Source organism: Enterocloster sp. OA13, assembly GCF_022440595.1.
GTDB classification, from domain to species: domain Bacteria; phylum Bacillota; class Clostridia; order Lachnospirales; family Lachnospiraceae; genus Enterocloster; species Enterocloster hominis.
In genome coordinates, this window is the sequence record NZ_JAKNTF010000001.1 from 3,645,711 (window position 1) to 3,662,154 (window position 16,444).

The window sequence follows — 16,444 nt, forward strand, 5'->3', positions numbered from 1 at the left end:
CCCGGCCTATTTCAGCGCCAGCCCCTTATATGCCTCATACCTTGATCTGGCCTCTGCCTCTGACTTCCGGTAAAGGGCATCTGCTTCTTCAGGGAAAGCCCGCTCCAATGAGGAATAGCGTACCTCGCCCCTTAAGAACTCCCTGTAACTGCCGTCCGGCTCCTTGCTGTCTAACTGGAATGGATTCCTGCCCTCCTCAGCCAGCGTCGGATTGTATCTGTAGAGGTGCCAGTAGCCGGCTTTGACCGCCCGCTTGATTTCGTCCTGTACCTTTGCCATGCCGCAGCGCAGTCCATGGTTGATGCACGGCGCGTATGCGATGATCAGGGACGGTCCGTTGTAGCCTTCAGCCTCCTTCACTGCCTTTAGCAGCTGGGCCTGGTCTGCCCCCATGGCAACCTGGGCAACATATACATCCCCGTAGCTCATGGCCATCATTCCCAGGTCTTTTTTCTTGGTGCGCTTGCCTGCCGCGGCAAACTGGGCAACAGCGCCGGTAGGCGTTGCCTTGGATGCCTGGCCGCCTGTGTTGGAATACACCTCGGTGTCAAATACCATCACATTCACATCCGCTCCCGATGCCAGCACATGGTCCAGGCCGCCGTAGCCAATATCATATGCCCAGCCGTCGCCTCCGAACATCCAGACGGATTTCTTCACCAGATGCTTTTCATTTTCCAGGGCAAATGCTGCCTCCTGCGCCACGGCGCTGCCTTTATAGCTGTGAAGCGCCGCCTTTAGCGCCTGGCTTACCTCCTTGGTGGCTTCTTTATCATCAAAATGCGCCAGCCACTGGACCGCTGCTTCCTTCAGCCTCCCATCATCCGACTTCCCTGCAATTTCCTCAATCCTCAGGCACAGGCTGTTCCTCTGCTGGTCGGCCCCAAGATAGATACCCATGCCGAACTCCGCATTGTTCTCAAACAGGGAACCGCCAACGGCCGGGCCCTGCCCCTTCTTATTCGTGGTGTAGGGGAAGCTTGGGAAGCTGGTCGCCCATACCTGGCTGCATCCCGTGGCAGTTGCAATATACATCCTGTCGCCGAATAACTGGGTTACAAGTTTGGCATAAGGCGTTTCCCCGCAGCCCGCACATGCGCCGGAGAATTCCAGCAGCGGCTGTTCAAACTGGCTTCCCTTTACATTGGCAGTGCCGAATGGATTCCTGATTTCAGGAAGCCCTTCCGTGTAATCCCAGATTGCAGCCTCCTTCCTCTCTTCCTCCAAAGGCTTCATGGTAAGGGCCTTTTCCTTTGCAGGGCAGACATTGGCGCAGCTTCCGCAGCCAGAGCAGTCCATGACGGAAACAGCCATGTGGAACACATACCCTTCCCCTCCCTTTCCGATGGCCTTTGCTGTCTTCATCCCTTTTGGGGCCTCCTGGACCTCCTCCTCAGTGAGAAGCAGGGGGCGGATGACCGCATGGGGGCATACGTAAGCACACTGGTTGCACTGGATGCATGTATCAGGATTCCAGGAGGGCACCTTAACCCCAATCCCGCGTTTCTCATACTTGGATGTTCCCTGGGGCATGGTCCCGTCGGCATGGTCCTCGTAGAACGCGGATACGGGAATGGTATCTCCCTTCATGCTGTTCACCGGCTCCAGTATCCTTGTGATGAACTTAGGTTTCCCTCCGGTGTCCTTTGGCCTGTCCGGCTCAAGCCCGGACCAGGCTTTTGGCACATCCACCTTCACAAGGTGTCCCACGCCCGCGTCCACGGCGGCGTAGTTCATGTTCACCACTGCCTCACCCTTATTGCCATAGGATTTAAGGATGGCTTCCTTCATATACCTGGACGCGTCCTCTGCCGGGATGATATTTGCAATTTTGAAAAATGCCGACTGGAGCACGGTGTTTGTACGGCTTCCCAGCCCCAGCCCCGCAGCAATGCCCACGGAATCAATGATGTAAAGGTTAATCTTCTTATCCGCAATTGCCTTCCTCATATACGCGGGCAGATGGCTGTCCAGCTCCTCTTCCTTCCAGTCACAGGCAAGCAGCAGGTTGCCGCCCTCCTTTAAATCCGACACAATATCATACTTGTCAATGTACGCCTGGTTATGGCAGGCCACAAAATCCGCCTTGTTCACCAGATAAGCGCTTCGGATGGGCGAGTTGCCGAAACGCAGATGGCTCTTGGTGACGCCCCCTGATTTCTTGCCGTCATACTCAAAGTAGGCCTGTACATGCATATCGGTGTGGTCACCGATGATCTTAATGGTATTCTTGTTGGCTCCCACGGTCCCGTCTGAGCCAAGTCCCCAGAACTTACAGCTGACCGTGCCCTCCGGGATGATATCCAGCTCCTCCCCATAGGGGATGGAATGGTGGGTCACATCATCCACAATACCGATGGTGTAATGATTCCTTGGGTCCGGGGCCTCCATGTTCCCATACATGGCCGCAACCTGTGCCGGGGTCGTATCCTTGCTTGCCAGGCCGAAACGGCAGGCATATGCCTTAACCGTGCTTCCTGCATCCAAAAGCACGCTGCAGATTTCCTCAAACAACGGCTCGCCCACAGCCCCAGCCTCCTTATCCCTGTCAAGGACCGTAATCCTCTTAACGGTTTCCGGAAGTTCCCGGAAAAAATGCTTCGTACTGAACGGGCGGAACAGATGGACTTCCAAATACCCCACCTTCTTCCCCTGGGACCTGAGGTAGTCAATTGTCTCCTGGATGGTTCCTGTCACACTGCCCATCCCGACCAGGACCATCTCCGCGTCCGGGCTTCCGTAGTAATTAAACAGCTTATAATTCCTGCCCGTAAGCCCGTTAATCTGGTCCATGCAGGCCTCCACCACATCCGGAAGCGCCTCATAGTAAGGGTTGGCAGCCTCCCTCTGCTGGAAATATGTATCTGCATTCTGTCCGGTGGTGCGCAGTACCGGGCTTTCAGGATTCAGTCCATTATCCCGGAACCGTTTCAGTTCCTTTTGATTCACCAGCTTCCCAAGCTCATCATAATCCAGGCATTCCACCTTCTGGATTTCATGGCTGGTCCTGAACCCGTCAAAAAAATGAAGGAAGGGCACATGCCCCTTAATGGCTGCCAGATGGGATACGGCGCCTAAATCCATGGCTTCCTGGACCGTGGAGCTGGCCATCATGGCAAACCCGGTCTGGCGGCACGCCATCACATCGGAGTGCTCCGCGAAAATTGAGATGGCGCTGGTTGCCACATTGCGGCTGGCCACATGCACCACGCCTGGTTTCAGCTGCCCTGCAATACGGAACATGGTGGGGATCATCAGCATAAGCCCCTGGGATGCGGTATAGGAGGATGCCAGGACGCCTGCGTCCAGTGCGCCGTGTACAGCGGAGATGGCTCCTGCCTCAGACTGCATCTCCACCAGCTTCACCGGTGTGCCGAATATATTCTTCTTCCCATGGGCCGCCCATGCATCCACATGCTCTGCCATTGGTGATGAAGGTGTGATAGGATAAATGGCAGCCACCTCCGTAAATGCATAGGAGGCATATGCCGCTGCTTCGTTTCCATCCATGGTCTTCATGATTTTACCCATAATCCATTTCTCCCTTTCTTCAGACATACGGTTCTGTCTTATTGTGAATTCGTTGTAATTAATTGTAATATTTAACTGGTTTATCGTGTTAGTTTAACGTTTTAGCTTAGCTTTATTATAGTTTTACGTTTTAGCAAATGTCAATACCCACTTTTTATTTTGTATCATTCATACAATTTATTTCTTGCTTATTTGTGCATATTTTAATTTTTCTATGCTGTGTCTTCATAATAAATGGAAATTCTGCGGCTTTGTCCTGGTTTGCCTCCATGTCTGCCCCTTACCTCTGTCCGGATGTCCCAATCCTTGACAAATCCCCCTGCACTCCGTATGATAGAGACAGACTGAACATACAAAAACATCTTACAGGAAAACATTCTGACAGAAAGGAGGTGCAGTCCATGGTGACGATTAAAGACGTAGCCAGCTTTGCCCAGGTCTCACCCACCACGGTATCCCTGATCATCAATGGCAAGGCAGAGGAACGGCGCATCTCGCCCCTGACCTGTGAGCGGGTCATGCAGGCCATGAATACCCTGGGCTACCAGCCCAACCTAAGCGCCAGGCGCCTGCGCTCCAATGAAAAACTGCGCCCCATCATTGCCTTTTACTGGCCCATGGATTACCGTACCAACATCCTGGCCTCATTCCTCTCCAGCTTCCAGGGAATCATACGCAGGCTGGGTTTTGACTGTGAACTGGTGGTGCAGACCTATGAAAACAATGCACTTGAAAAACATTCAGACGGTATCATAAAGAACAGCTACCACGCAGTCATCATAGGCGGCGCATCCTCCCAGGACATTGCATATCTGGAAACCCTGAAACCGCAGATTCCCCTTGTGCTGATTAACCGTACATCGGAAAAGTATTCCACGGTGTCAGTGGACACAAGGGAAATGGGACTTCTGGCCGCCCGCCTGTTCCGGCAGAAAGGATATACCGAGGCAGCGGTCCTGACCTCCAGGCAGCCATACCTGGCCACCGGCCAGCGCACCCAGGCCTTCCTCAATGCATGTTCCCAGATAGGAATCAGCATTGAGGCTGCCCATATCATCCGGGTGGAGAATACCATGGAAGGAGGGGTTAAGGGAGCGGACGCATACTGCAGCCTTCCTGCCGCCCCAAAGGCAGTGTTCTGCGATTCAGATTCCATGGCCCTGGGAGCCCTCTACTCCTTCCACCGGCACGGACTGTCACTGCCCCGGGATGTAGAGCTGCTTGCCATCGGCTTCCTTGACCCGGAGGCCACCATGTACTCCATCCCCCCTGTCAGCGTCATATCCATGCCCAACAGGGAGGTTATGGAAGGCGCCATCCGCGTGGTCATTGATGCCCTGTCCGTATCCGCCGGTGAACCTGTCCATACGCTGATTGAGCCGGAAATCGTGCTGCGCGAAACATTCAAGGCAGTATAAGCCCCCGCATACAGACGGATATGCCGGGAAATGTGAATGCCATATGTTTTGGAAAGGTCATTGTATCCGCTAATGGGGGGTGTTAGCGGTGAGAAGGCATATCTTTTGCGCCTGTCCCCTGAAAAGGACCCGGCCCCATTAGTAGCTGCCGCCAAACGTTATCTGGATGAGGATGTGCAGTACGATTATCCTGATTTGATATTCTTTGCGGGCTTATTGATTTACCGCGCAGTCCGTCCCACACCCAGATGGCAGAAAATCACCGACCTGATTCTTAATATGGCATGCCGGGAACTCGATAAGCTGCTTAATAAAGTGATACATAAAGGCAATGTTCCTGTCATGGTATGTTCCCAGCTGGTATACCAGTGCTACGCTGACTGCGGGACAGATTACCGGATCATCCTGAAGGACGGGCTTCTTGAAACCGGCCTTCCCGGCACAATCCGTCTGGCAGATATGATAGATGATGCATGGGGAGAGAACCTGAGGTACCCTTCCGATCTATTCCCCGGTAACCTTGACCTGGAAGTCCTGGCCCAGGAATTCTATTCCGCCCTGAACGAACCCAGTGACGACCTTGCCCTCCTTGGTTCAGGAGAATTGAGGAATACGGTCAACCTGGCCGCAGACTTCCTGGATCTTGTGGAACAGGTCCTGAAGCACTCCGGCATCGATATACCGGTACCTGCGCTGTTTGTGGCGCCCAGCGATTTATTGTGCCATGCAGTGAACCTGCAGCAGTACGGGACAGCTATGATATCCCGTATTTAAGCCATGCCTGTTATGGATGTCAGTCTGCCATGCGCCCCTTTTTAAGGACCAGGCAGACTGACACGGCATATGGCCAGTCATTTCTTTTTTATCCAATACATCCATTCCATTAAAAAAACCAGGATCCTGGTTATCATAAATAATTCCAAATTTCCTCTTGACAAAAAATATTATTTAATTTATATTTGTTTTAACGATTTAGTTTAACGTTTTAGCAAACTCTACTAAATCGAAAGGACGTGAATCCGTGTTTTGGAAAAAGAAAGGAACATTCCCCTCCGGCCACTCTGCCTCTGACTTCGCAGGCGCCGGTTCCCCGGTCAGGTTCAACAGCGTGGAATTCCGGGATGGGCAGCAGTCCCTGTTTGCAACAAGGATGACCACTGCCGACATGGTTCCACTGCTCAGCGCCATGGATCAGGTGGGATATGACAGTATGGAGATGTGGGGCGGAGCCACATTTGATGTGGCGGTCCGTTTTCTAAAGGAAGACCCTTGGGACCGCATTCGGGAATTTAAGAAATATGTGAAACATACACCGCTTAAAATGGTGCTGCGCGGCCAGAACCTGGTAGGCTATAAGGCTTACCCTGATGATATTGTTGAGAAGTTTGTTGAAAAAGCTGCGGCGGCTGGTATTGACGTATTCCTGATATTTGATGCCCTCCAGGACCTGCGCAACTGCGAATCCGCATTCAGGGCAGTTAAAAAAGCAGGAAAGAAAATCGAGGGCTCCATCCAGTACAACATAAGCCCCTTCCACACCATAGAAAAATTTGTGGAAAATGGAAAAGAGCAGGAAAAAATGGGCGTTTCCCTGCTCCACGTGGAAGACATGGCAGGGCTTATGACCCCGGCCGCTGCCTATGACCTGATAAAAGCATTAAAAGCCGAACTGAAGGTGCCGATCCACCTTCACTGCCACTGTACAGGCGGAATGGCTGAGATGGCCTATTGGGAAGCCATCCGCGCAGGCGTGGACGGTCTGGATGTGTGCGTCTCTTCCATGTCCATGGGACCGGCCCATCCTCCCATTGAAAGTTTTGTTACTGCATTAAAGGGAACCAGCCGCGACCCCCACATAGATGTGGCCCAGTTTAAGGCCATCAATGAAGGCTTCCTGGCCCTGCGCAGGAAATATGCCCAGTTTGAAACAAAACTGATTGGCGTGGACGTGGGATGCCTGGAGCACCAGATACCGGGAGGAATGCTGTCCAATCTGGAAAGCCAGCTCACTGCCATGAAGCTATATGACCGTCTTCCCCAGGTCCTGGAAGAAGTAACCAGGGTAAGGGCCGACATGGGCTATCCTCCCCTGGCGACCCCATCCAGCCAGATGTGCGGCGCGCAGGCCACTACCAATGTGCTTACAGGAAAACGCTACATGATGGTCAGCAATGAAATCAAGGATTACTGCCGCGGAATGTACGGAATGCCTCCAGGCCCGGTTTCACCGGAGCTGCTGGAGGCTGCCCTTGGCAGTGAAAAGCCAGGTACCCAAAAACCGGCGGACATGCTGGCGCCCGGCTACGAAGCAGCAAAAGCGGAAGCCGGGCCACTGGCCCGCACAGAAGAGGATGTACTTACCTATGCCCTTTTCCCCGCCTATGCACCTGACTTTCTCAGGTCCAAATATAATCTGTGATACATAAATACATAACATCAATTCATCACTGGAGGTATCAATGAAACAGCAGAACCCAGAAAAACTACTCCGTTCCCAGGAGGTTTTAAAAGAACTGAAGGAAGCCAGAGGCGGCTCCCTGTTAAACTCCCATCAGGTCATGGGTAATGATCCCAACCTGGTCAATGCATTCTTGCAGCAGTACTTAAACTGCAATAAACGGGATGTTGAAATCCCAAGAAAATACCGCGAACTGATTGTCATGGCCATCGGCATGGCAACAGGGACATCCACCACTACCAAGGTCCATGCCGGGCTTGCCCTGGAAAACGGCGCTACCGTGGACGATGTATTTGAGGTAATCCGCATCATCTTCTTTACCTGCGGCGTTTCCAAACTGCTCCCGGCATTAGAATGCCTGGAAGACTTCTTTGAACCGGTAGGCCTGGAAGATTGAATAACCAGCCGGTATGATTTACCGGTTCCAGAATTAAAGGGCGGGACATGAGGACGTGCAATCATTCGCATAATAAAATATTTTTTCATGATTGTGTATATTCTCCCGCAACGTGTCCATAATAGGAGTATACACGAAAGAGAAAATAATTAATACTTATCCTCCCCTTTTTTCCAGGCTCACTGCAAGGTTGCGGTGGGCCTGGATTTTTTCCTTTAAGTACAAGGAATTGATTCCCTCCCCTGCCGCCAGACCTGCCATACCGACACGGTAAGACTGGGCGATTCCTCCGTCCAGCCCAAATAGGCCACACCCATAAAGGAAAACCATCTATTTTCAAAATAATTCTTTTACATGTATATTCAAGAAAAAACAGGCAATAATGAAAATGTTAAGAGAATTCTTAATACTTATCCTCCCCTTTTTAAGAACCCTGCATCCATCATGTGTGCGGGGTTTCTTTATTATGGACTGCCCTCATGAGTTCCATCCTCCGTCCCATCCTCCCCAGCGCACATATATCCTTTCCCCGTCCCGAAAAAGCAAAATAAAAAGCCTCAAGCCCATATCAATCAGCTTGAAGCCTTCTATCCTCATACTTCCATTACATAATATGCCAGTACACTAGACACTGTCAAAGTAAAAAAAATTAGTGCTGCATATACTGATAGTCACATAAGGATTATCAAGCTTCTGCTTCACATCAAGAATGACCCTCCGTATTGCGCTGAAATATGCTTCACTGTCCTCGTAAAGCACGGGATTGCGCGCAGCTATGATTCTTAGCCCCTGGCTGTCCGTACCGCACTCATCCCTTATGTCACAGATTAATTCCAGATGCTCAATCACGCCGTTTATAAACACCCCGCAGCGCTCATTTTCTTTGATAGCAGCATTAATCCAAATCCTTTTTACTTCTTCTATGCCGAATCTTTTATCACCTATGCTGTAAAAGTTAATGATATACCGCTCAGTTATCATCTTTTCAGCCTTTTTTATTATATATATTGCTGTCCCGTCTGATTTATTCAGGCAGCCGTTTATAAAATCACCAGGAGGGTTCCCGTAATCAGCACAATACTGATTACAATGGAGATTGAATTAATTGCGCTTGACAGTCCGATATCCCCTCTCAAATCCGCGGTAAAGGCCGGAGCTGCAGATGCGATGGGGCTGAGGGCCAGTATGGCCAGGGCCTGTCTGTACTCCAGTCCAAAGGGCAGAAGGAAATAAAAGGCCGCTGCCAGCGCTATGGAAACAGCATACCGTATGGACAGTATTGTTATGATTTTTCCCATCCGGCTTTTATCCAAGGTCATCTTAAATCCAACGCCCAGCATGAGCATTGCCATAAATGCATTTCCATTGGCAATGATCCCGGTAAATGAAACCACAGGCGCTGGCAGGGTCAGATGCAGTAAGGACAGGATGGTCATCAGCAGATATGCATCAAACGGCACGGATAATAACAGGGTCTTTATGATGGGCATGACGCTGAACTTATTCTTCTCCCCCTTAGCCATTACAGCCACGCTGTAAGCGCCTCCCAGACAGACCAGCGCATTGCCTGAGTCAAACAGGCTGGTGGCAACCACCCCCATGGGCCCTAAAAAGCCCTGGGCAAAGGGCATGGTGAAGTTCCCTATATTATATCCGGAAAGATTGACGATATTAAATGCCTTTTCCCCGCCGCTTTTACCTGCGCTGATCAAGAACGCAATGCCAACCAGCAGGACTCCGCCGCCCAGTCCCAGCATGCTCATGAGCAGCATGGACGGCTTCAGGTCAATTCCGGTAAAATTCGTCACGATGGCTGCCGGAAGCGTAATCTTCAGCACGATCCTGGACAACACATAAAAATCTTCCTCTTTAAAAAATCCTTTTCTTCTCAGCATATACCCCATTATGATAATAGCCACAAAGGAGCCTGCCTTCATAAGTATCTCTGTCATGCCTGTTTCCCTCATCCATTTTCAAGTTATGCCTGAACGCACGATATGTACTATAGCAGAATTCGCCCCCAACCACAACCCATATTCATCCACAAATTTCACCTTTTCCGTATTTTCTTCCGCTGTTCCATTTCCCTGTCCTTCCTGCATTGGCCTGCCATACCCCTGCCCCTGCTTCGGCCTGCCATACCCCTGCCCCTCCTGCTTCGGCCTGCCATACCCCTGCCTCTGCTTTGGCCTGCCATCTGCGTCCTTCCATCTACAGCCTTCCATCTACAAACATGCCGCACAAAAAAATCTGCCGCCCGCCGCACATGACCTGCAGCAGACGGCAATATTTCCCAGCCCGAATGAATCAGATTCAAATCCCAATCAGCCTTCCATCACACATACCCCAGCAGTCCCGGCAGCCACATGGACAGGATCGGAACATAGGAGACAAGGAGCAGCACAATGAATATGGCGGCAAAATAATAAAGCAGCGGCTTAATCACATTTTCAATCTTGCTCTTACCCACCTTAACGCCTACAAACAGCGTGGTTCCCACCGGCGGTGTGATGGTGCCGATACACAGGTTGAATATCATCATGATACCGAAATGCACGGTGTTCATCCCCAGGGCCTGGCAGATAGGCAGGAAGATAGGGGTGAAGATCAGGCAGGCAGGCGTCATGTCCATGAATGTGCCGATAATCAGGAGCAGGATATTGATGATGAAGAGGATCACATACCTGTTGTTGCTGATTCCCAGCATGGCCTCGGACACGGCAGAAGGTATCCCCGTAAATGCCATGACCCAGCTCATGATACTGGACACGCCGATAAGGAAAATGATGATACCGGTCATCTCCGCGCTGTCCAGGAAAATCTTAGGCAGTTCGGAAAGCTTGATTGACTTGTAGAAAAACAGCGACAGGATCAGGCTGTACACAACAGCCACCACGCTTCCCTCCGTGGCCGTGAAGATACCGCTTATGATTCCCCCGATTACAATCACAATCATGAGAAGACACGGGATTGCCTGGAAGAATACCTTAACCTTTTCTCCGGCGCTGTATTTAACCGTACTGCGGTATCCCTTCTTTTTGGCAAAATAAAAGATTACAGCCATACAGGCCAGTCCCCATAGGATTCCGGGGATATACCCTGCCATGAACAGGGCTGCCACTGAAGTTCCCCCGCTCACAAGGGAATAGGTAATCATGACGTTGCTGGGCGGAATCAGAAGTCCGGTGGGCGCCGTGGCAATATTGGCTGCCGCAGAGAAATCCCTGTCATAGCCCTCTTCCTCCTCAATCGGCCCGATGATGGAACCCATGGCAGACGCTGCCGCCGTACCGGAACCTGATATGGCGCCAAAGAGCATATTGGCAACCGCATTGGTGTGCGCCAGGGCGCCTGGAATGTTTCCGGTGAACAGTTTTGCAAAATTAATGAGACGGATGGCAATCCCGCCCTTATTCATGATATTTCCAGCCAGGATAAAGAAAGGTATGGCCAGAAGGCTGAACACGGAAATGCCGGAAAATATCCTCTGTGCCCCGGTAAGCACGGCCGCTCCTGTATTCAGCACAGGAAGGATGGCGCAGATGGACGACACGGCCAGGGCCACTGCAATGGGAACTCCGGCCAGAAGCATGATGACCAGTAACACTAATATAATCAATCCACAGGCAACTGCTATATTCATCTCCTACACCTCCTCTTTCCCGCTGAAATCCCTGTGCAGCATATCCGCCGCATTCATCAGGCTGAACAGCATGATCAGCACGCCCGCCACAGGCACGATTACATAGATGTATCCCATGGGCACCCTCAGGGATGCCGTGGTCTGGATCATGGTCAGTTTCGTAATGGAAATGCCTCCGTATACCATGACAACGCCTGCAAATGCAAAGGTCAGTAAATCAATGGCCACCTCCAGGTATCTGCGGCCAGGCCCTGTAAACTTATCCGCCAGGAAGCCCATGCGCATGTGGTCCCGCTTGCCGAACACATAGGCGGAGGCCAGCAGGGCCATCCAGGTAAAGGAGTAGGTCAGAAGCTCCTCCGACACAGTGCTTGGGCGGTTAAAGAAATATCTTGTCACAATCTGATATGTGCCGATCAGGGTCATCAGGGCGAACAGGCAGGTAATCACAATCCCCAGGACCCGCATGATTCCGGCTCTTATTTTATGCATGTTCTCCATCCTACTGTCCTCCCTTGGCTTTTTCATTTACTTCCTGGATATACAGGTACAGGTCTGCAATCTTGGGATTTTCCTTCAGCATCTTCTCATGCAGGGGAAGCACCTTCTGCTTAAATGCATCCACATCCACATCGATGAATTCCACACCCATGTCATTAACCGCAATCTGTTTTGCCTCCTCAATGCTCTTATCCCACTCCTCCATCTCGACCTGGGTGGAAAGAAGGGCCGCATCCTTGAAAATCTGGTACTCCTCAGGATCCAGGCCCTGAAGGAATTTGAGGTTTGCCACCAGCATGTCCGGTACCATCTGGTGTTTATTGTAAGCATAATATTTTGCAACCTCGCCGTGCTTGTTGTTGGTAAGGGCCAGCTCATTGTTCTCAGCCCCGTCAATCACGCCCTGCTGGATGGCTGTATACACTTCCCCGAAGCCCATGGGCGCCGCGGCCGCTCCAAAGGCATTGACCATGGCAACGCTGGCCGGGCTTTGCTGTACCCTTATTTTCTTACCCTTAAGGTCCTCAGGGGTGCGGATGGGCGTCTTGGCGTAAAAGTTCCTGGTCCCCGCATTATACCAGGTCACAACCCGGAACCCGGCCTCATCCGTGGACTCATACACCTGCTCCATGTAATCCGTATCCTGCATCACGGACTTATACACATCCTCGGAGTCAAAGAGGTAGGGCATGCTGAAAATCTCATACACGCCTGCAAATGTCTCCAGGTTGGCGGTTCCTGCCACCACAAAATCAATGGCTCCTGTCTGGGTCAGCTCAATCGCCTTCTGGGCAGAACCCAGGATCTCATTGGGGAATATCTGTACCTCGTACTTGTCCCCCAGACGTTCCTCCACATATTCCTTGAATGCAAGCAATCCTATGTGCTCGGGATGTGTCTCCGACTGTGCATGGGATATACGGATGATCCGTTTCCCGGAAGTCACGGAACCACAGCCCATAAGGCCTGCCGCCACAGCGGCAGACAGCATGACGGCCGTCATTTTCTTTATGAATTTCCTCACCATTTTCCATTCCTTTCCCTTTATACGGCAAATGTTCCATACAATCTGTACTTATTCTGGTCTGTACTTATTCTGGACTGAAATCCTCCATACCATACCGCATAAAAAGAAACCCCGCGGCTGTACAATCCAGAATTCATTAAGGTTTTGGCGCCTTCCTTAACACTTTCTTAATTATATAGCCCGGGGCATTTAATTTGTACCGTAAAAGTTTGTCATTGGGGAAGAAGATTTTGTCATTTTATTAACAAGACCAGGGGGACATTTCCAAACACGCCCTAATGCTGCGTCCGGCTGTCCCTGTACTCCGAAGGGATCATGCCCGTAATCCGCTTGAAAACCTTGGCAAAATAATTGGAATCATAATATCCCACCTGCATTCCCACATCCTTCACGCTGATATTCCGGTTCTTCAAAAGCTTCTTTGCCTCGTTCACCCGGAAATTAGTCAGATAGGAGGTAAAATTCTGGTCAAAGCACTGTTTAAACAATTTGCAGAAATACGCATCCGAATAATTCATCACCCTTGCAGCATCCTGCATGGAAATCTCCTTCATGTAATTATTCCGTATATACTCCCGCATGGTTTCTGCTGCCTGGGCCATGCGGGCGGCTCCCGCGTCCTCCAGCCCATGGCCGCCCTGGGGGATTGTGTCCGAACGCCCGGATCCATCCCCCATCCCGGCCGCAGTCCCCGGTGTATCCCCAAATGGGGTTCCCGGTGCACCTCCCTTCTGGGTTCCCGGTGCAAATCCCTCCTGGATTCCCAGTGCACCTCCCTCCTGGGTTCCCAGTGCACCTCCCTCCTGGGTTCCCGGCACGTTCCCGCCCAGGCCCACCGGTATATGCCCATCCGGGACCGTCCCCGCATCCAAGCCGGATTCCCGCGCCTTCTGTAACGCCCTGCGGTCCGTAAGACGCATGGCCTCCTCCATCACCGACACCAGCTCATCCTCGTCACAGGGCTTTAAAAGATAGTCCAGGGCACGGATTACGATTGCCCTTTTGGCATAGGCAAAATCATCATAGGCTGTCAGGAAAATGATGACGCAGTCCTCATCCATTCCCCGGATGTGCTCCGCCGCCTCCGCCCCGTTCATTTCCGGCATGGAAATATCCATGATCACAATCTGGCTCCGCTCCCTCTTAAACACCTCCAGGGCATCCGCTCCATTGACAGCCTCGCTGATTGCCAGGCTGTCCCCAAAATGCTTCACAAGCCGTTTTGCCAGCGCCATCCGCTCAATCTGTTCATCGTCCGCCAGCAATATGCGATATCTGTTCATACTTCATCCTTTCCGTTCAGGTCTTTCCCTGTGAATGCCATCTGCACCACCGTACCGCAGCCCTTGCAGCTGTACAGGAACATTTCCCCATCCTTATACATGCCGTGAAGCCTCCGGTAAATATTGCCAAGCCCCACCCCGGCCGCCTTCTCATCCCCGGTCCTAAGCGCTTCCCGTATCTCCTGAAGCCGTCCCTCTTCCATCCCAAGCCCGGTATCCGCCACGGATATCCACAGCCGTCTCCCCTCCATCCAGGAACGTATGTGGATCTTCCCGCCCTGGCTTCTGGGTGAGATGCCATACTTGATGGAATTTTCCACCAGCGGCTGGAGCGCAAAGGAGGGAACCAATAGTTCCAGCGTATCCGGATGGCAGTCGCAGGTAAATGTAAGCCGCTGTCCAAACCGCATCTTCTGCAGGTACATATAATCCTGGATTACCTTAAGCTCCCGCTCCAGGGGCATGACCGAGTCCGACGATTTCAGATTATAGCGGAACAGCCGTCCAAGGGCCGTTATCATTTTCTCCGTCGTATCAGCGTCCTCTATCTGGGCCGTGCTGGCAATCATGTTCAGGGTATTGAACAGGAAATGGGGATTGATCTGGTTCTTCAGCATCTGAAGCCGCACCGCGTCCAGCTGCTTCTCCATCTCATGCTTTTCAGTCAGCGCCTCGATATAGCCCTTTGTGGACTCCTTCATGGTACAGAACGCCCTGACCAGGCTGGCAATCTCATCCTGTCCCTCTGCCTGGATATCCGGCCCAGTAAAATCATTTTCACCAATGCGCCTTGAATCCTCCGCCAGTTCCACCACGGGCCGCACGATGCTGCGGTTCACCGAACGCTTCAGCCACCGCACCATGAGCAGGGCCGCCGCCCCCCAGAGCACGCTGATCACAGGCACGACAATCAGCAGGGGCTGCTGCCTTTTATAACTCTCATTCCCCATCTCAACCGTCATCTGTTCCAGGCGGCCCGCGTGGTTCTCCAGATATCCCTGGACGCGGTAGATGGTATACAGGCGGTCCATGTACCCCTCGTCGCCCTCACGCATGTCCAGGAACCCATCCCTTTCCCTGGCATAGTTTTCATACATATTGAAAATGGACCAGGTCCTGGCATACCGGACCGCCCCGATCTTACTGTAGTCAAAGCTCAGTCCCTCAAGTGCTGCTTCTGATTTAAGACACGCCTCATGAAACCGCTTCTGGTTTTCCTCCGTCCGGTCCCTGACCAGGGTCACAAACGCGCTGCTCTCCCCTGACATGGCGGACCAGAAGGACAGGGCCTGGGAATTATTCTGAAGCACTGTGTTAAATCCCTTCATGCCAAAGCCTGCAACCAGGATATTGGCCACAATGGACAAGATGACCACAATTGCAGCCGAACCAGCGATATAGCGCACCTTCCGTTCCAGGGAACAGGAAAGCCAGATGCGGCCAAAGAATCCCGGATTGCTTTTCTTATTCTGTTCCGTCTCCACAGCCCGCCTCCTTTCATCCTGAAAACATTCTATAATAGTTTGGTCTGTTTTGGAAGGGATAATCAAAAAAAATGCCCGCTGGCCACGGCCACGGGGCCAAGCTGAAGGGCATCTGTCTGGTTCTCTGATTTGTCCGGCCAAGTTACAGCTTCTGGTCCTCATCCGAGGCCACATAGGTTGCGATATTCTCTATATCGCAATTCAGTATCCTGCACAAATCATTCACTGTCTTCATGGAAATATCCTTGTTGTGCTTCAGTCTGTGAAGCGTGCTGTCCGACACATGATGATGTTTGGTAAGGGTATACCAGTTTTCCTCCGATTTTTCCAAAGTCTTCCAAAAGGGTGAATAATCTATCATCTTTTACTCCTATGTAATTGGTCTGTTTGATAGATTAAGCATAAAATAGATTTCAGATATTGAATATCTTCGCAATTACGAATATACTATAGGTATTAGGATGTATAAATTACATATATTGGAAATAGAAAGGCAGGTAAATGACGATGGATTATTTTACGGATGAAAAAATCAAACAATTACTGGATGACGAGGAGGTGGTGAAACGCCTGATTGATTTCGTCTCCATGGACGGGGCAGCCTACTTTGAGGAGGTCCGTTCCAACCTCTCCCCAAAAGACCTGGAAGCGTATCTGGAAGAAAATCCGGATGAACGGATTTATCTTAAAAAAGAATAGAAC

General features: G+C 51.4%; 15 protein-coding genes. 5 read left to right on the forward strand and 10 right to left on the reverse strand.

What is annotated here, in order from left to right; translation table 11 throughout:
* Nucleotides 1-6 precede the first annotated feature (6 nt).
* Complete coding sequence (gene nifJ, locus MCJ35_RS16200; RefSeq protein ID WP_240299570.1) at nucleotides 7-3,531, reverse strand: pyruvate:ferredoxin (flavodoxin) oxidoreductase; 3,525 nt, start codon at nucleotides 3,529-3,531, stop codon at nucleotides 7-9.
* A gap of 401 nt (nucleotides 3,532-3,932) precedes the next feature.
* On the opposite strand from nifJ, the gene MCJ35_RS16205 reads away from it, so the two are divergent.
* The 4 genes from MCJ35_RS16205 to MCJ35_RS16220 all read left to right on the forward strand — a co-directional run bounded on the left by MCJ35_RS16205 (nucleotide 3,933) and on the right by MCJ35_RS16220 (nucleotide 7,804).
* Nucleotides 3,933-4,949 (forward strand): LacI family DNA-binding transcriptional regulator, encoded by a 1,017-nt coding sequence (locus MCJ35_RS16205; protein WP_025486402.1) that lies wholly within the window; start codon nucleotides 3,933-3,935, stop codon nucleotides 4,947-4,949.
* A 72-nt stretch (nucleotides 4,950-5,021) separates the two neighbouring features.
* A complete protein-coding gene (locus MCJ35_RS16210; protein ID WP_025486401.1) occupies nucleotides 5,022-5,723 on the forward strand; it encodes a hypothetical protein in 702 nt (233 codons plus the stop codon).
* Between the two features lie 247 nt (nucleotides 5,724-5,970).
* Complete coding sequence (locus MCJ35_RS16215; protein ID WP_025486400.1) at nucleotides 5,971-7,368, forward strand: pyruvate carboxylase subunit B; 1,398 nt, start codon at nucleotides 5,971-5,973, stop codon at nucleotides 7,366-7,368.
* A gap of 40 nt (nucleotides 7,369-7,408) precedes the next feature.
* Nucleotides 7,409-7,804, forward strand: a complete 396-nt coding sequence (locus MCJ35_RS16220; RefSeq protein WP_008718229.1) for a carboxymuconolactone decarboxylase family protein — start codon at nucleotides 7,409-7,411, stop codon at nucleotides 7,802-7,804.
* A 624-nt stretch (nucleotides 7,805-8,428) separates the two neighbouring features.
* Here the strand turns inward: MCJ35_RS16220 and MCJ35_RS16225 are convergent.
* From MCJ35_RS16225 to MCJ35_RS16265, 9 genes are all read right to left on the reverse strand, one after another.
* Nucleotides 8,429-8,785 (reverse strand): hypothetical protein, encoded by a 357-nt coding sequence (locus MCJ35_RS16225; RefSeq protein WP_025486399.1) that lies wholly within the window; start codon nucleotides 8,783-8,785, stop codon nucleotides 8,429-8,431.
* A gap of 59 nt (nucleotides 8,786-8,844) precedes the next feature.
* Nucleotides 8,845-9,756, reverse strand: coding sequence for an AEC family transporter (locus MCJ35_RS16230; protein ID WP_025486398.1), 912 nt, complete (start codon nucleotides 9,754-9,756; stop codon nucleotides 8,845-8,847).
* An 85-nt stretch (nucleotides 9,757-9,841) separates the two neighbouring features.
* Nucleotides 9,842-10,015 carry a hypothetical protein gene (locus tag MCJ35_RS16235; RefSeq protein WP_240299571.1) on the reverse strand — a complete coding sequence of 58 codons (174 nt, stop codon included), beginning with the start codon at nucleotides 10,013-10,015 and terminating at the stop codon, nucleotides 9,842-9,844.
* Between the two features lie 124 nt (nucleotides 10,016-10,139).
* Entirely contained in the window at nucleotides 10,140-11,447 is a 1,308-nt protein-coding gene (locus tag MCJ35_RS16240; RefSeq protein ID WP_008718235.1) for a TRAP transporter large permease, read from the reverse strand.
* 3 nt (nucleotides 11,448-11,450) lie between these two features.
* The gene (locus MCJ35_RS16245) at nucleotides 11,451-11,948 is read right to left on the reverse strand and encodes a TRAP transporter small permease (RefSeq protein WP_008718236.1); all 498 of its coding nucleotides are present in this window, start codon (nucleotides 11,946-11,948) and stop codon (nucleotides 11,451-11,453) included.
* Nucleotide 11,949: 1 nt separating this feature from the next.
* Entirely contained in the window at nucleotides 11,950-12,951 is a 1,002-nt protein-coding gene (locus MCJ35_RS16250; RefSeq protein ID WP_420315229.1) for a TRAP transporter substrate-binding protein, read from the reverse strand.
* Between the two features lie 299 nt (nucleotides 12,952-13,250).
* Nucleotides 13,251-14,258, reverse strand: coding sequence for a response regulator transcription factor (locus MCJ35_RS16255; RefSeq protein ID WP_240299572.1), 1,008 nt, complete (start codon nucleotides 14,256-14,258; stop codon nucleotides 13,251-13,253).
* On the reverse strand, nucleotides 14,255-15,742 hold the full coding sequence (locus tag MCJ35_RS16260) for a sensor histidine kinase (RefSeq protein WP_025486395.1): 1,488 nt from the start codon (nucleotides 15,740-15,742) through the stop codon (nucleotides 14,255-14,257). Before MCJ35_RS16260 ends, MCJ35_RS16255 begins: the two co-directional genes overlap by 4 nt.
* A 142-nt stretch (nucleotides 15,743-15,884) precedes the next feature.
* On the reverse strand, nucleotides 15,885-16,103 hold the full coding sequence (locus tag MCJ35_RS16265; protein WP_025486394.1) for a helix-turn-helix domain-containing protein: 219 nt from the start codon (nucleotides 16,101-16,103) through the stop codon (nucleotides 15,885-15,887).
* 146 nt (nucleotides 16,104-16,249) lie between these two features.
* On the opposite strand from MCJ35_RS16265, the gene MCJ35_RS16270 reads away from it, so the two are divergent.
* Nucleotides 16,250-16,441: a hypothetical protein gene (locus MCJ35_RS16270; protein ID WP_025486393.1), complete on the forward strand. Its 192-nt coding sequence runs from the start codon at nucleotides 16,250-16,252 to the stop codon at nucleotides 16,439-16,441.
* Nucleotides 16,442-16,444: the final 3 nt, after the last annotated feature.

What these genes read in the sequence shown, in the direction of transcription:
- nifJ (WP_240299570.1), bottom strand. Translation starts at nt 3,531, where the DNA reads ATGGGTAAAATCATGAAGACCATGGATGGAAACGAAGCAGCGGCATAT.
- MCJ35_RS16205 (WP_025486402.1), top strand. Translation starts at nt 3,933, where the DNA reads ATGGTGACGATTAAAGACGTAGCCAGCTTTGCCCAGGTCTCACCCACC.
- MCJ35_RS16210 (WP_025486401.1), top strand. Translation starts at nt 5,022, where the DNA reads ATGGGGGGTGTTAGCGGTGAGAAGGCATATCTTTTGCGCCTGTCCCCT.
- MCJ35_RS16220 (WP_008718229.1), top strand. Translation starts at nt 7,409, where the DNA reads ATGAAACAGCAGAACCCAGAAAAACTACTCCGTTCCCAGGAGGTTTTA.
- MCJ35_RS16225 (WP_025486399.1), bottom strand. Translation starts at nt 8,785, where the DNA reads ATGATAACTGAGCGGTATATCATTAACTTTTACAGCATAGGTGATAAA.
- MCJ35_RS16230 (WP_025486398.1), bottom strand. Translation starts at nt 9,756, where the DNA reads ATGACAGAGATACTTATGAAGGCAGGCTCCTTTGTGGCTATTATCATA.
- MCJ35_RS16235 (WP_240299571.1), bottom strand. Translation starts at nt 10,015, where the DNA reads ATGGAAGGACGCAGATGGCAGGCCAAAGCAGAGGCAGGGGTATGGCAG.
- MCJ35_RS16240 (WP_008718235.1), bottom strand. Translation starts at nt 11,447, where the DNA reads ATGAATATAGCAGTTGCCTGTGGATTGATTATATTAGTGTTACTGGTC.
- MCJ35_RS16245 (WP_008718236.1), bottom strand. Translation starts at nt 11,948, where the DNA reads ATGGAGAACATGCATAAAATAAGAGCCGGAATCATGCGGGTCCTGGGG.
- MCJ35_RS16250 (WP_420315229.1), bottom strand. Translation starts at nt 12,951, where the DNA reads ATGACGGCCGTCATGCTGTCTGCCGCTGTGGCGGCAGGCCTTATGGGC.
- MCJ35_RS16255 (WP_240299572.1), bottom strand. Translation starts at nt 14,258, where the DNA reads ATGAACAGATATCGCATATTGCTGGCGGACGATGAACAGATTGAGCGG.
- MCJ35_RS16265 (WP_025486394.1), bottom strand. Translation starts at nt 16,103, where the DNA reads ATGATAGATTATTCACCCTTTTGGAAGACTTTGGAAAAATCGGAGGAA.
- MCJ35_RS16270 (WP_025486393.1), top strand. Translation starts at nt 16,250, where the DNA reads ATGGATTATTTTACGGATGAAAAAATCAAACAATTACTGGATGACGAG.